The organism is Marinobacter sp. Arc7-DN-1 (genome assembly GCF_003441595.1).
Classification (GTDB): Bacteria; Pseudomonadota; Gammaproteobacteria; order Pseudomonadales; family Oleiphilaceae; genus Marinobacter; species Marinobacter metalliresistant.
This window is the reverse complement of record NZ_CP031848.1, coordinates 2,794,316-2,807,415: the sequence shown is the minus strand read 5'-3', so window position 1 is coordinate 2,807,415 and position 13,100 is coordinate 2,794,316. Positions and strand designations below refer to the sequence as shown.

General features: G+C 59.7%; 15 protein-coding genes. 13 read left to right on the top strand and 2 right to left on the bottom strand.

The features are described 5' to 3' along the window. Nucleotides 1-35 precede the first annotated feature (35 nt). From D0851_RS13200 to znuB, 3 genes are read left to right on the top strand one after another with little or no spacing between them, the layout of a single operon-like run. Nucleotides 36-527, top strand: a complete 492-nt coding sequence (locus D0851_RS13200) for a Fur family transcriptional regulator (RefSeq protein WP_117619051.1) — start codon at nt 36-38, stop codon at nt 525-527. Next, the gene (gene znuC / locus D0851_RS13195; protein WP_117619050.1) at nt 520-1,308 is read left to right on the top strand and encodes a zinc ABC transporter ATP-binding protein ZnuC; all 789 of its coding nucleotides are present in this window, start codon (nt 520-522) and stop codon (nt 1,306-1,308) included. The genes D0851_RS13200 and znuC overlap by 8 nt, the downstream gene beginning before the upstream one ends. After that, on the top strand, nt 1,295-2,107 hold the full coding sequence (znuB, locus tag D0851_RS13190; RefSeq protein WP_117619049.1) for a zinc ABC transporter permease subunit ZnuB: 813 nt from the start codon (nt 1,295-1,297) through the stop codon (nt 2,105-2,107). Before znuC ends, znuB begins: the two co-directional genes overlap by 14 nt. 9 nt (nt 2,108-2,116) lie before the next feature. On the opposite strand, the gene D0851_RS13185 is transcribed toward znuB, so the two are convergent. Together D0851_RS13185 and D0851_RS13180 are read right to left on the bottom strand one after the other, a co-directional pair. Beyond that, on the bottom strand, nt 2,117-2,365 hold the full coding sequence (locus D0851_RS13185; protein ID WP_117619048.1) for a CDGSH iron-sulfur domain-containing protein: 249 nt from the start codon (nt 2,363-2,365) through the stop codon (nt 2,117-2,119). A gap of 110 nt (nt 2,366-2,475) precedes the next feature. Beyond that, on the bottom strand, nt 2,476-3,396 hold the full coding sequence (locus D0851_RS13180; protein WP_117619047.1) for an alpha/beta fold hydrolase: 921 nt from the start codon (nt 3,394-3,396) through the stop codon (nt 2,476-2,478). Nucleotides 3,397-3,610: 214 nt separating this feature from the next. Here D0851_RS13180 and folE point away from each other — a divergent pair, with 214 nt between their 5' ends. From folE to D0851_RS13135, 10 genes are all read left to right on the top strand, one after another. Further along, complete coding sequence (gene folE, locus D0851_RS13175) at nt 3,611-4,180, top strand: GTP cyclohydrolase I FolE (protein ID WP_117619046.1); 570 nt, start codon at nt 3,611-3,613, stop codon at nt 4,178-4,180. Nucleotides 4,181-4,205: 25 nt separating this feature from the next. Next, nucleotides 4,206-4,580, top strand: a complete 375-nt coding sequence (gene folX, locus D0851_RS13170) for a dihydroneopterin triphosphate 2'-epimerase (RefSeq protein ID WP_117619045.1) — start codon at nt 4,206-4,208, stop codon at nt 4,578-4,580. Between the two features lie 23 nt (nt 4,581-4,603). Further along, nucleotides 4,604-5,041: a CoA-binding protein gene (locus D0851_RS13165; protein WP_117619044.1), complete on the top strand. Its 438-nt coding sequence runs from the start codon at nt 4,604-4,606 to the stop codon at nt 5,039-5,041. A 105-nt stretch (nt 5,042-5,146) separates the two neighbouring features. Next, nucleotides 5,147-6,463: an HD-GYP domain-containing protein gene (locus D0851_RS13160; protein ID WP_117619043.1), complete on the top strand. Its 1,317-nt coding sequence runs from the start codon at nt 5,147-5,149 to the stop codon at nt 6,461-6,463. A gap of 43 nt (nt 6,464-6,506) precedes the next feature. Continuing rightward, nucleotides 6,507-8,774 (top strand): putative bifunctional diguanylate cyclase/phosphodiesterase, encoded by a 2,268-nt coding sequence (locus D0851_RS13155; protein ID WP_117619042.1) that lies wholly within the window; start codon nt 6,507-6,509, stop codon nt 8,772-8,774. A gap of 51 nt (nt 8,775-8,825) precedes the next feature. Further along, the gene (locus D0851_RS13150; RefSeq protein WP_117619041.1) at nt 8,826-9,140 is read left to right on the top strand and encodes a hypothetical protein; all 315 of its coding nucleotides are present in this window, start codon (nt 8,826-8,828) and stop codon (nt 9,138-9,140) included. Nucleotides 9,141-9,392: 252 nt separating this feature from the next. Next, complete coding sequence (locus D0851_RS13145) at nt 9,393-9,839, top strand: MerR family transcriptional regulator (protein ID WP_117620407.1); 447 nt, start codon at nt 9,393-9,395, stop codon at nt 9,837-9,839. Nucleotides 9,840-9,842: 3 nt separating this feature from the next. Next, a complete protein-coding gene (locus tag D0851_RS13140; RefSeq protein ID WP_117619040.1) occupies nt 9,843-12,473 on the top strand; it encodes a heavy metal translocating P-type ATPase in 2,631 nt (876 codons plus the stop codon). Continuing rightward, on the top strand, nt 12,473-12,604 hold the full coding sequence (locus tag D0851_RS20845; protein ID WP_264756448.1) for a hypothetical protein: 132 nt from the start codon (nt 12,473-12,475) through the stop codon (nt 12,602-12,604). Before D0851_RS13140 ends, D0851_RS20845 begins: the two co-directional genes overlap by 1 nt. Further along, nucleotides 12,601-13,050, top strand: a complete 450-nt coding sequence (locus D0851_RS13135; protein ID WP_117619039.1) for a DUF411 domain-containing protein — start codon at nt 12,601-12,603, stop codon at nt 13,048-13,050. The genes D0851_RS20845 and D0851_RS13135 overlap by 4 nt, the downstream gene beginning before the upstream one ends. Nucleotides 13,051-13,100 lie beyond the last annotated feature (50 nt).

Sequence of the window (13,100 nt, the reverse complement as noted above, 5' to 3'; positions counted from 1 at the left end):
TGTTATAATGTTGCAAATTTTGCAGGATTTCCGTCATGTCTGCCCGACCCATTCCCTATCGGCCCCACAATCACGATGCCTGTGTCAGCCAGGCTCTTGCTGACGCCAGGATCATCTGTCAGCAGCACAATGCCCGCCTGACCCCCATCCGGGAGCGCGTTCTGGAACTTATCTGGCAGTCCCACAAGCCCCTGGGGGCCTACGATGTGCTCGGAGAGCTGTCCTCTGATGGCCATAACGCGGCGCCACCCACGGTTTACCGGGCGCTGGATTTCCTGCAGCAAAACGGCCTGGTGCACCGCATTGCCTCCCTCAATGCCTTTATCGGCTGTACCCACGCCGGGGAAAGCCACACCGGTATGTTTCTGATCTGCCGCGCCTGTAGCAATGTCCTGGAGCTGACTGTGCCGGAAGTCTCTTCCGAGGTACGTAAAGCGGCTGCTGACGAGGGTTTCAGAGCCGAAAACACCACCCTCGAGATCGCCGGGCTATGTCCCCGTTGCCAGGCGGAGCCCGGCCATGACTGACCCATTGGTAACCCTCGACAATCTCACCGTCCGGTTTGACAAACGGCCGGTGGTGGACCGGGTCAATCTGAAAGTGCACCGCGGGGATATCATCACCGTTATCGGCCCCAACGGAGCGGGCAAGACCACCCTGATCAAGGCCATTCTTGGCATTCAGAAGGTGTCGGATGGCAAGGTGTCGCTCCGGAAGGGCCTGGTGATCGGCTACGTTCCGCAACATCTCACACTCGAAGCAACGCTTCCCCTGAGCGTAAAGCGGTTCATGTTGCTCAGTGGCATGCCACTGGCGGAATGTGAGTCAGCCCTGGCCCGCACCGGGGTCCGGCAGCTGCTGGACGCTTCCGTCCACCACCTGTCCGGCGGCGAGAAACAGCGGCTCCTGCTGGCACGGGCCCTGGCCCGGAAGCCGGATCTTCTGGTACTCGATGAACCTGCCCAGGGCGTGGATATCAACGGCCAGGCATCGCTGTATGACCTGATTCGCCAGCTCCGGGACGAGCTGAACTGCGGCGTGATCATGATCTCCCACGATCTGCACCTGGTAATGGCGGCAACCGACAAGGTCATCTGCCTGAACCAGCATGTGTGCTGCAGCGGCTCCCCGGCGGATATCTCCCACGACCCGGCCTTTATCGAAACCTTCGGACAGCCGGTGGCTGAGTCCCTCGCGGTTTACCATCACCACCACAATCATCGCCATGATCTGCACGGCGATGTGGTTGCCGCTGGACCGCATCGTGCCCATACCGGCCATGAGGGGTGTGACCATGCCCACCATTGATGCCGTTCTGGACGACTTCTTCTGGCGTGCCCTGATCGGCGGCCTGGGTGTGGCGCTGGTGGCGGGACCGCTGGGCTGTTTTGTGGTCTGGCGCCGCATGGCCTATTTTGGCGACACCCTGGCACACTCTGCCCTGCTCGGCATTGCCCTGAGTTTTCTGATCAGCGTGCCACTGAACGTCGGCGTGATCATCACCTGTGCGGTTCTGGCCATGGCACTGGTGATGTTTTCCCGCACCCAGGCCCTGGCCACCGATACCCTGCTGGGCATTCTCGCCCACAGTGCCCTCGCCATCGGTCTGGTTACCCTGAGCTTCATGCCGGATGTCCGGGTGGATCTCACCGGCCTGCTATTCGGCGACCTGCTCGCCATGAGCCGGAACGACCTGCTGTGGATCTACGGGGGCGCCACGCTCATCCTGATCCTTCTGGCCGTGCTCTGGCGCGGGCTGTTGATGAGCACCATCCACGAGGAGCTGGCCCGGGTCGAAGGCATTGCCGTGGAACGTCTCCGGCTGGTGCTGATGTTGATGTTCTCCCTGGTGATCGCGGTGGCCATGAAAATCGTCGGTGTGCTGCTGATCACCGCCTTGCTGATTATTCCCGCCGCGACCGCCCGGCGACTGGCCCATAACCCGGAAATCATGGCGGCCATGGCGGTGGTGTTCGGATTTGTTGCGGTGACCGGAGGCCTGAGCCTGTCCTGGCACCTGGACACGCCCGCGGGGCCTTCGGTTGTGGTGACGGCCTTTGCGACGTTTCTACTGGTGTACGGCGCGGCCGGCAAGGCCCGGGCCTGAGTATTTCCCTTAGGCAAGATTCTTGTGGCTGCCGTCGCAAAACGGGGCATTGCCGGTCTGCTTGCAGCCGCAAAACCAGACCCACTCCTTCTTCCGGGCCTCATACTTCACCGGTGTTATCCCGGTTCCTTTGTGGGTCCCATCACAGAAGGGCTGGCTTTGACTTCGCCCGCAAGCACACCAGAAGTAGTTCTTGCCGGCTTCCACGAGCACGGAGAAGGGTGTCTTACTGGCCACTACCGGTTTCTCATCTGACATATTCTTCTCCCGGACGGTTCGGTCTGCACTCTTTACCTGTAATCTGTACCAGTATAGACCGTCCGCGACTCAGAGGGGTCTGACAACCTCGGACAGGCTGCCAGGCCCGCTCAATGATCGCACTGTTTGCGTAAATCCCGGTAGGCGCTGAAGACGTCCCAAGGGCATTCGAAATGGGGGTAATGGCCGGTATTCCTCAGGCAGACCACATCGGCATCTGGAATCAGTTCCCGGTAACGTCTGGCCATGCCGGCACCGGACACCGGATCGGCGGTACCGGAAATCAGTCGCATCGGCTGTTTTGCCTTCTGCAAGGCGCCGACCCACCGGTTTCGATGACACCGGCGCTCCTCCATGAACTGGATCAGGTGGTGCAGTATGCCCCGGCCGTTGTTGTAGGTCAGCAGGTGCCAGAAGTCTTCCATATCCTGCCGGTCCGGCGGGTTCTGGCTCCCGAACAGCCGGCGGAAGTTGCGCTCGAAACTGCGCCGGGTCAGACCCCGGCTGATCAGCCCGCCAAAAGGGCTTCGCAACAGCTTCTGGATCAGCAAGGGATTGTGCACTTCCGGAAAAAGGGCACCATTCAGAAAGCACACACTGGCAATCCGGAACGGCAAACCACCTTCCTGCTCACGGGCCAGCAGCTCCTGTGCCACACTGCATCCGTAATCATGGACAAACAGATGTACCGAAGGCAAACCCAGGCCCTCGATCCAGCCCTGGAACAGGTCAGCCTGGTCCTCAATGCTGTAATCGTAGTTCAGAGGCTTGTCGGAAAAACCGAAACCCAACATGTCCAGGGTCAGAACATTGTGCTGCTGCACCAGCATCGGCCAAAGCCGGTTCCAGTCCCAACTGGCAGTGGGAAATCCGTGAATCAGGACCAGCGGCTCTCCCGTGCCCGCCATGCGACTGAAAATGGCATGGCCCTCGTAACTGAACCATTTACCTCCCTGTTGCCACCCCTCAAGGGTGGCGGCATCATGCCCTGCGGCGGTTGCACCACCGACATTGGCTATCACCTGTTCCATGCACTGTCCCCGGCGAACGTTCACAGCCTGAAACTTTAGAACAAACCCGCCCCCTCTGCCATAGCCTTAGCGAACTGCCATAGCCTTACCAAACAGGCGGGCAGCGTTACCGAGAAAGTGGTCTTTTCCCGGCGTGTTGCCGTAAACCGTAGAGATAACGGACGAATTGACTTAAGCTTTTGCCCTCGTAAGACACAGCTAACCGGAAGAGATTATGACCAGACTCCTTGACGACCTCTCGGGCCACTACCGCGCCATTATTGACGGGCTGGGCGAAGACACCAACCGTGAAGGTCTGCAGGACACCCCCATGCGTGCCGCCAAAGCCATGCAGTTCCTGACCCACGGCTATCAGCAGGATCTCGGCGACCTGATCAACAATGCCGTGTTCGAGTCTGCCATGGACGAGATGGTAGTGGTTCAGGACATCGAGCTGTACAGCATGTGCGAGCACCATATCCTGCCGTTCATTGGCAAGTGCCACATCGCCTATCTGCCCCAGGGCAAGGTGCTTGGCCTGTCAAAGTTTGCTCGCATTGTCGATATGTATGCCCGCCGCCTGCAGATTCAGGAAAACCTGACCCGGCAGATTGCCGAGGCCATTGAAAGCGTCACCGACGCCAAGGGGGTGGCCGTGGTCATCGAGGCGCAGCACATGTGCATGATGATGCGGGGCGTGGAGAAACAGAACTCCCGCATGAAAACCTCCATGATGCTGGGGCAGTTCCGAAAATCCCAGGCGACACGTACCGAGTTTCTCAACCTGATAGGCACCAACCGCTGAGAACAGCATCCCGGAGGGCGACGGTATGACAGAGGTTATCGGGAATCACCAGGCCAGGGTCCGTATCAAGGACCTGTTACTGAGAGCCTATATTGGTATCAAGGAAGAAGAGATCAGCAATCAGCAGGACGTGCTGATTAACGTAAGCCTGACTTACGATGCCACCGAGGCGGTCAACCGCAATGAGATTTCGGCGGCCCTGAACTACCGCACGATCACCAAGCAGATCATCCATCATGTGAATGGCAACCGCTTTGTCCTGCTGGAACGGCTGACCCATGAAGTGCTGACTATCGTGATGGAGCACGAGGCGGTCCAATGGGCCCAGGTGGAAATCGACAAGCCACACGCGCTACGCTATGCGGAATCTGTGTCAGTCTGCCTTGAGGCACACCGTTAAATCAGCGAAGGCGTCCATTCTTTATGCCAAGCAACAATCCCGACCAGTTGCGCCATATTCTGGAAACCGTAAAAACCATTGCACTTGTGGGCGCCAGTGAAAAGACCACCCGGCCCTCTCACGAGGTCATGGAATACCTGCAGGCCCACGGCTACAGGATCATTCCGGTGAATCCCCGGCTGGCCGGGCAGCAGGTACTCGGTGAACCCGTCTACGCCGACCTTCATGCCCTGCCGGAACCGGTTGACATGGTTGAGCTCTTCCTCGCGCCTGAGCGCACCGACACAGTGATCGATCAGGCCATCGAACTGAATATTCCGGTGGTCTGGATGCAAATTGGGGTGATTAACGAAGAGGGCGCTGCCCGGGCCGAGGCCGCCGGCCTGACAGTGGTGATGGATCGCTGTCCGAAACAGGAAATCCCACGCCAGGGCATCCCCCCAGTTGCCGGACGCACCTGAAACCTGACCTGAATCAGGAACCACGTCACACTTCTGGCACTCCGCTGTAACAGGCCTGTCAGGTCTGACATAATCGGCACAAATAATCAGAAGTCTGGTAGAGCCATGTGGTTCCGACGTAAATCCAGTAAACCGGCCCTGAAATCAACGAGTTCAGCAGGCACGTTTCCTGACAACGCCCGCTCCCGCGTTTCGATCCTTCGGCGGGCAAGGCTACCTGTCGATCTGTTAAAACCGGGGATGCGGATTGTCAGCCTGGACCGGCCGTGGACCCAGGTTCCGGTTTTGTTCCAGGGTTTTACCCTAACCGATGATGACGAGGCGCAGATTCTCCGCCAGTATTGCGAATGGGTCCTCGTGGAAGACGAGGAAGATCGGCTGAATCCGGTGCTCGACCAGGTATCGCTGCTCAAGCGGCGCACTACTGAGCCGTTACCGGAAACCCGCACCCTGGCCCAGGAAATCCCCCGGGCACAAGAGACCTGGAACCGGACTCAGGCGTTTGTGGAGGAGGTTACCCGAAAGATCGAGGCGGGCAAGGACCTCAATCTCCAGAGTGCCCGCCCGGTCATTCGGGAGTGTGTTGAGAGCGTGAAAGCCAATGCCAGCGCCATGTTCTGGATGAGCCGGATCAAATCCCGGGACGCCTACACCGCTGAGCACTGTCTGCGGGTGGCCATTTTCTGCGTGGCCTTTGCCCGATTTCTGGGATTGCCGGACGATGATCTGGAGACAGTGGGAATGTGCGGGCTTCTGCACGATCTCGGCAAGCTCAAGGTGCCTGACGAGGTCCTCAACAAGCCCGGAGCACTGACTCCGGACGAACACAGCATCATGCGCCAGCACACCACGCTGGGGTATGAACTGCTCCGGGCCGACTCAAGCCTTGACCCCATCGTCAGCGATGTCACCTGCCACCATCATGAAAGAATGGATGGTCAGGGCTACCCGCAACAACTGGCGGAATGGCAGATCAGCCGGTTTGCCCGGCTCGTCTCCATCGTTGATGCCTTTGATGCCATCACCAGCGACCGTTGCTACCGGGACGGGCTGCCCACTTCCGATGCCATTCGCATTCTCTACCGGAACCGGGGCCAGCAGTTCGATGCCAGTATGGTGGAGGCATTTATCCGAATGGTTGGTGTGTATCCGCCTGGCAGTCTGGTAGAACTGTCTACCGGAGAGGTTGCCATCGTGGTGGCAACACACCCGGGGCGCAAGCTGAGGCCGAGGGTGGAAATTATGTTGGATGCCGGCAAGAAGCCGGTAGAGCCCAGGGTGATTGATCTTGCAGCCACTACCGCTTTCCAGGGCCGGACCTCACCGGAAATTGCACGCCCCCTGCCTGATGGTGCCTTCGGAGTCTCGTTGCATGACCGGATTCAGCAACTGATAGCGGTGCCCGATCAAAATGCCTCATAATCGATTTCGCTCTGCCAACCCGTTCAAAGTCACGGAGTAACCTGTGGAAAAACCTGCATCGCCCCCTGGAGCCGTTATATCGGGTCTTTTAAGCCCGGTGTTTCCGGTGGTGATCTTTCTGGTTTTCCTGGGCCTGGCCACGGGCCTGCGTTACGGACTGGCACAACAGGACAAGATCCAGATCGATACCAGTCTGGCCAATGAAGCCCGGGCCCTGGCCAACCATCTGGAACGGGAGTTTCGGGTCCATTCCGAGGCCATCCGGCGCATGGCGAAACGCCTGCAGGCAAATCCCTCCACGACCGAACGTGAGTGGCGGCAAGACGCCCGCAATTACCTGGACGACTTCGGTGTTTACCAGGCTATCGAGTGGATCGACCGGAACTTTGTTATCCGCTGGCTGGAGCCGGTAACCGACAACGAAGAGGTTATCGGCTACAACGTGGCGTTTAACGATGAACGCCGACAGGCCCTTGAGCTGGCAAGGCAAACCGGCAACTGGGACCTGTCCGGCATCGTTGATCTGCGCCAGGGCGGCAAGGGCATGGTGATCTATGCGCCGGTGGGCGCCGGCGCCGACAACAACGGCTTCATTGCCGGCGTGTTCCGGATGGACGTACTGGCCCGCCAGCTCCTGACCAGCCGGGTGCTGGAGTTTGTCCGGATCGAGATCCGCCAGGCCGGCGCAGTGCGCTATGTGCTGAACGACTCGCAATCCGTTAATCCTGACTTCGCGCATACCCACCCGGTTGATCTGCCAACACTGGACTGGACACTGACCCTCTACCCTTCCGAAGAGTGGGTGGAGAACCGGTACAGCGACTGGCCGGGAATGACCTTCACAACCCTCCTGCTGATGGGGCTGCTCACCAGCCTGACCGCATTGCTGGTGCAACTGATCCTGAAACGGAACCGGACCCTGCTGAAGACCCGCAGGGAGCTGGACCAGGAAATCGCGCAACGAGCCGCCATCCAGAAAGACCTGGCCCGGCTGGAATCCACCGATACCCTGACCGGCCTCGCGAACCGTCGTTTCTTCATGGAAGACCTGTCCCATACCCTGAATATTGCCGATCGCCAGATGCGCCAGGTCGCCCTGATCATGCTCGATCTGGACCGCTTCCAGACCCTCAACGACTCCCTTGGCCACCAGTTTGGCGATGAGCTGCTGATCAAGGTTTCCGAGCGGCTGAACCGACTCAGTAATGAGCGGATTCTGGTGGCCTACTCCGGTGGCGATGAGTTTATGCTCTGCCAGCAGCAGGTGGATGATATTGACGATATCATCCACCTGCTGGGCCAGATCAAACAGTGTTTCGACCTGCCTTTTGATGTGCAGGGACAATCCCACAGCATTACCGCCACCGTGGGCGTGGCGGTGTATCCCCAGAGCGGTCTGGATGCGGACACCCTGCTGCGCAATGCCGACGTCGCCCTCTACCGGGCCAAAGAGCAGGGTCGGAACACTTATCAGTTCTACACCGAAGGCATGCAGGACCGGGAGGTCATGCGCCTTGAGCTGGACAAGGACCTGAGCCAGGCCCTGGCCAACAATGAGTTCGTGCTCTATTACCAGCCCCAGCTGAACCTGGACAACGGTGAAATCCAGAGTGTTGAAGCGCTGATTCGCTGGCAGCACCCACGGCGGGGGCTATTGCCGCCGGTGGAGTTCATTCCTCTGGCCGAGGAAAGCGGCCGGATTACCGATATCGGTCGCTGGGTGGTGATGGCGGCGTGTCGCCAGTTGGCAAAATGGCAGGGGACCCCGCAAGAAGGGCTTTGCATTGCAGTGAATCTCTCCGGCCGGGAGCTGGATGACGAAGGCCTGGTGGATCACATCCGGGAAGCTCTGGCCGCGGAAAATGTGCCCGCTGATCGCCTGGAGGTGGAACTCACCGAGGAGATCTTCATCCAGAACATTGAGCACAACCTGAACCAGCTCTCCCGCCTGCATCAACTCGGGGTGCGTCTGGCGATTGATGATTTCGGGGTTGGCTATTCTTCTCTGGGCTATCTGCGCGACTTCCCGGTGGACCTGCTGAAAATTGACCGTTCCTTTATCACGGATGTCACCGAGCGCCATGATGATGCGGTGATCACGCGGGCAGTGATCAATCTGGCCCACAATCTCGGCATTCAGGTGGTCGCGGAAGGTGTCGAAACCGAGGACCAACTGAGTTTCCTGAAGAATCACCGGTGCAACTTTGCCCAGGGGTATCTGATCAGCCGGCCGATTCCAGTGTCCGATCTTGAGCAGGCGCTGGCTTCCGGCATTCTGGTGGCGGGCATTACCGCCGATTCCGGTTTGTAATTGCCGCCGGCCATCGCCATGATACCCGTCAGATACTTCAGGTGAGACTTTATGGCCGAAAAATACCTGACTCCGGAACAGGACGAAAAAATCCGCCAGTGGGAGCGCTGGAACCGGAACTATTTTATTTTTGCCTTTGTGGCGCTGACAATCATCCTGGTGTTCAGCAGTCAGCTTGGGTTGTCCAGTGGTGAGAGCTGGGGGCCTCTTGGGGTTCTGATCGCTGCTCTGATTACGCCGATCATTGTGCTTCAGTTGCGGCTGGCGTGCCCGGCCTGTGGCCACAGGATTGGCTGGCAGGCGAAACTGATGGCACCGGACCAGTGCAAGGCCTGCGGTACGTTTCTTCGCTCCAGGGGCCAGTAGCTTTCCTTCCCAAAAAAACCTTTGACCTGTGAGGTGCTCACAGGTTTTAAACTGTTCTAAGTTTTCGGTTTCGGTGATTGCCGCGTCGGCGTGGGAGATTCTTCCGAAAATGCTCGGAGCCAAGGATGGCGGAGTGCAAGCGTACAGAGACGTATTCACAGCGGTTTTCGGAAGAATCTCCCACGCCGGCGCTCCGCAAGTTGTATGCTTCCCGTCCGGGTAAATGATCAGAACTGTATCGGAAGATCCGCCATGAAAGTCAAAGACATTGCAGAAGCCGCTGGAGTGAACCCGGATACCGTGCGCTTTTACACCCGGGAAAATCTGCTGAAGCCGGCTCGCAATCCGGACAACAACTACCAGCAGTTTGATGCCGACGATCTACGACGCCTCCGGTTTGCCCGGAAGGCGCGGCAGTTGGGGTTTTCATTGCCGGAGATCCGGCAGATTCTGGATCAGGCGGACGATCACCATTCTCCGTGTCCGATGGTGCGGGATGTGTTTCAGCAGCGGCTTGCGGAGGTTGAGCGGGAAATTCGTGAGTTGCAGCAGCTTCGCCAGCGGATGACCGCGGCCTTGTCCGCGTGGCAGGAGATGCCGGATGGCACGCCGGATGGCCATACCATCTGTCGGTTGATCGAACACTGGGAAGACCCTTCGCCCATTCGTGGGAAAAGCGACCCGGTTGAGGAGCAGTAACGAATGAATGAGGCAGTCGTGTTACACACCACACTCAGTATTTCCGGGGCCTCGTGCCAGGGTTGTGCCAGAAAGATCCGCACGGCCCTGGAGCCGCTGACTGGCGATACGGAGCTGGTAGAAGTGGATCTCGACAAACAGACAGTCGCACTGCCTGAAGGAGTGAATGCGGCCGAGGCGGCGCGGATTGTGACTAAAACGGGTTACCCGGCCGGACCCTTCGAAGACGCCCCGGAGCCTGCCGGTTGCTGCGCGTCCAAACATGGGGACAGCAAAGACATCGGTGATCGTCAGGATGATCTGGCTGACGTTACTCCTGAGGCGGTCTCTGACGATAGCCGGTCCGGATCTTCTGCCGCCGGGGACGGTCAGGTTCATCTGTCGGTGACAGGCGCCACCTGCGCATCCTGTGTCAATACCATCGAGAAAGCCCTGATGTCGGTGCCCGGTATCAGCCATGCGCACATGAATCTGGCGGACAACACCGCGACGGCCACGGGTGACGCAGATCCCGGGACTCTGGTAAGGGCGGTGGAAAGCGCCGGTTATGGCGCCAGTGTGATTGAGGATGAGGACGAAGCGGACGACCGCAGGCAGGAACAGGACACCAGGCAGTACAAGTCCTTGCTGGTGAAGATGGCGGTGAGCCTCGTGCTGGGCCTCGGTCTGATGGTCTGGGGGATGGGTTTTGGCACCATGGTGGTGACCGAGGCCAACCAGGGCACCTGGCTCGGGCTGGGGGTGCTGACCCTGATTGTGATGGCCGCCACCGGCGGGCATTTCTACACCGGGGCCTGGAAGGCCCTCCGGCATCATAACGCCAACATGGATACCCTGATCGCCCTCGGCACCGGCACCGCCTGGCTCTACTCCATCGTGGTAGCCAGTGTACCCGGCGCGCTGCCGGAGATGGCGCGGCATGTGTATTTTGAGGCCTCGGCCATGATCATCGGCCTGATCAACCTGGGTCAGGCTCTGGAGCTGCGGGCCAAGGGCAAGACTTCCGAAGCAGTGCGCCGGTTGCTGGACCTGAGAGCGAAAACTGCCCGGGTGATCCGTGACGGTGAAGAGCAGGATATCCCGGTGGAAGAGGTCCGGAAGGGCGACCACATCCGGGTCCGGCCCGGGGAGAAACTGCCGGTGGACGGTATTATCGCCGAAGGCTCCACCCGTATTGATGAAAGCATGCTGACCGGCGAGCCCATGCCGGTGAGCAAGTCTCAGGGCGATGAGGTGTCTGCCGGCACCCTGAACACCCATGGCTCCATTGTCTACGAAGCCACAAGAGTGGGCAGCGAAACCGCACTGGCGCAAATCATCAGGCTGGTGAAAAAGGCCCAGGGCTCCAAGCCCGCCATTGGCCGGCTGGCCGACAGGATTTCCTCGGTGTTCGTACCCACGGTCATGCTGATTGCGGTAACGGCGGCATTGGTCTGGTACAACGTCGGGCCGGAGCCGGCAGTGGTCCACATGATGGTAGCCGCCACCACGGTGCTGATCATTGCCTGCCCCTGTGCCCTGGGGCTGGCCACACCCATGTCGGTGATGGTCGGCGTTGGCAAGGCGGCGGAATACGGCGCGCTGATTCGCCAGGGCGATGCCCTGCAGACGGCCGGAAAGCTGGATCTGGTGATTCTGGACAAGACCGGCACCATCACCGAAGGGCATCCGGCGGTAACCCGCGTGCATGCCAGCAATGGCGACAAGCAGCGCCTGCTGACTCTGGCGGCCGGGCTCGAACAGCACTCGGAACACCCTCTCGCCGAAGCCATTCTGGCAAAGGCGAAAGAGGAAGGTGCCGAGGCCGCAAAGGTCAGCGGGTTTGAAGCCCTGAACGGCAAGGGCGTTAGAGGCGAGTTCGACGGCGAGCCCTTGCGCCTGGGCAACCGGCGCTGGCTGGAAGGCGAAGGTATTGCCCTGGGCGACCTGACCGATGCCGCCAGCACGATTGCTGAAGAGGCCGGCACGCCGCTGTTCCTGGCACTGGGCAACAAAGCCCTCGGTGTCATCGGTGTTGCCGACGCCATCAAGGCCGACTCCCGGGCGGCGATACGGCGCCTGCACGACGCCGGAATTCGGGTAATGATGGTCACCGGCGATGTCGACGCCACCGCCAAAGCCATTGCGAACAAAGCGGGGATTGACGACTACCGGGCGGAAGTGCTGCCGGAAGACAAGGCCGAAGTGGTCAGTGAGATGCGCAGCAAGGGCCATACCGTCGCCATGGTCGGCGACGGCATCAATGACGCCCCGGCCCTGGCAGCGGCCGATGTCGGCTTTGCCATCGGCACCGGCACCGATGTTGCCATCGAAAGCGCCGGTATCACGCTGATGCGCGGCTCCCTGCACGGCGTGCCCGATGCCATTGAAATTTCCCGGGCCACGGTGAAAAACATTCACCAGAACCTGTTTGGCGCTTTCATATACAACACACTGGGTATTCCAGTGGCCGCCGGCCTGCTTTACCCTGTCTGGGGAATCCTGATGAGCCCGATACTGGCCGGCGCCGCCATGTCCCTGTCGTCGGTGACCGTGGTCTCCAACGCCAACCGCCTGCGGCTGTTCAGAACCGGCTACAGGCCGGCACGGGGCGACGCGAACAATGATCCGAAACAGCAAAAGGAGTGGAACTGATGGAAACACTTCTGGTCAATGCCGGAGGGCTTGCCCTGATGGCAGCCATCGTCTGGTGGTTCTGGCTTTCCGGTTCCGGCAACCAAGGCTCAAGCGCACCGAAACATTCACCACTGAGGAAAACACCATGAAAAAACACACCCTGGCTCTCGGCCTGATGGCTGCCCTGGGCTTCAGCACCACCGCTCTTGCCGGTGGTCCGGCCCCGAGCATTCACGTTTACAAATCACCTACCTGCGGCTGCTGCGGTGACTGGGTCGACCACCTGAAAGAGAACGGCTTCGAGGTTGAGACCACCAACTCCAATGACATGGGCAAGATCAAGGCCGACGCCGGCCTGATTCCGGGTCTTGGCAGCTGCCACACCGCCTTTGTGGGTGATTATGTGATTGAAGGCCATGTTCCGGCGGATGACATCAAGCGGCTGCTGAGCGAAGCACCCAAGGCAACCGGCCTGAGCGCTCCGGGCATGCCGGTCGGCTCGCCGGGCATGGAAATGGGTGACCGGAAAGACCATTACAAGGTCATCCTGTTTAACGAGACCGGCCAGACCCGGGTATTTGCACAGTACAATTAACCCGGAATCAGGGCTCGGGCAGCCAAAACCGGGGCCGCAGCGGCCCCGGC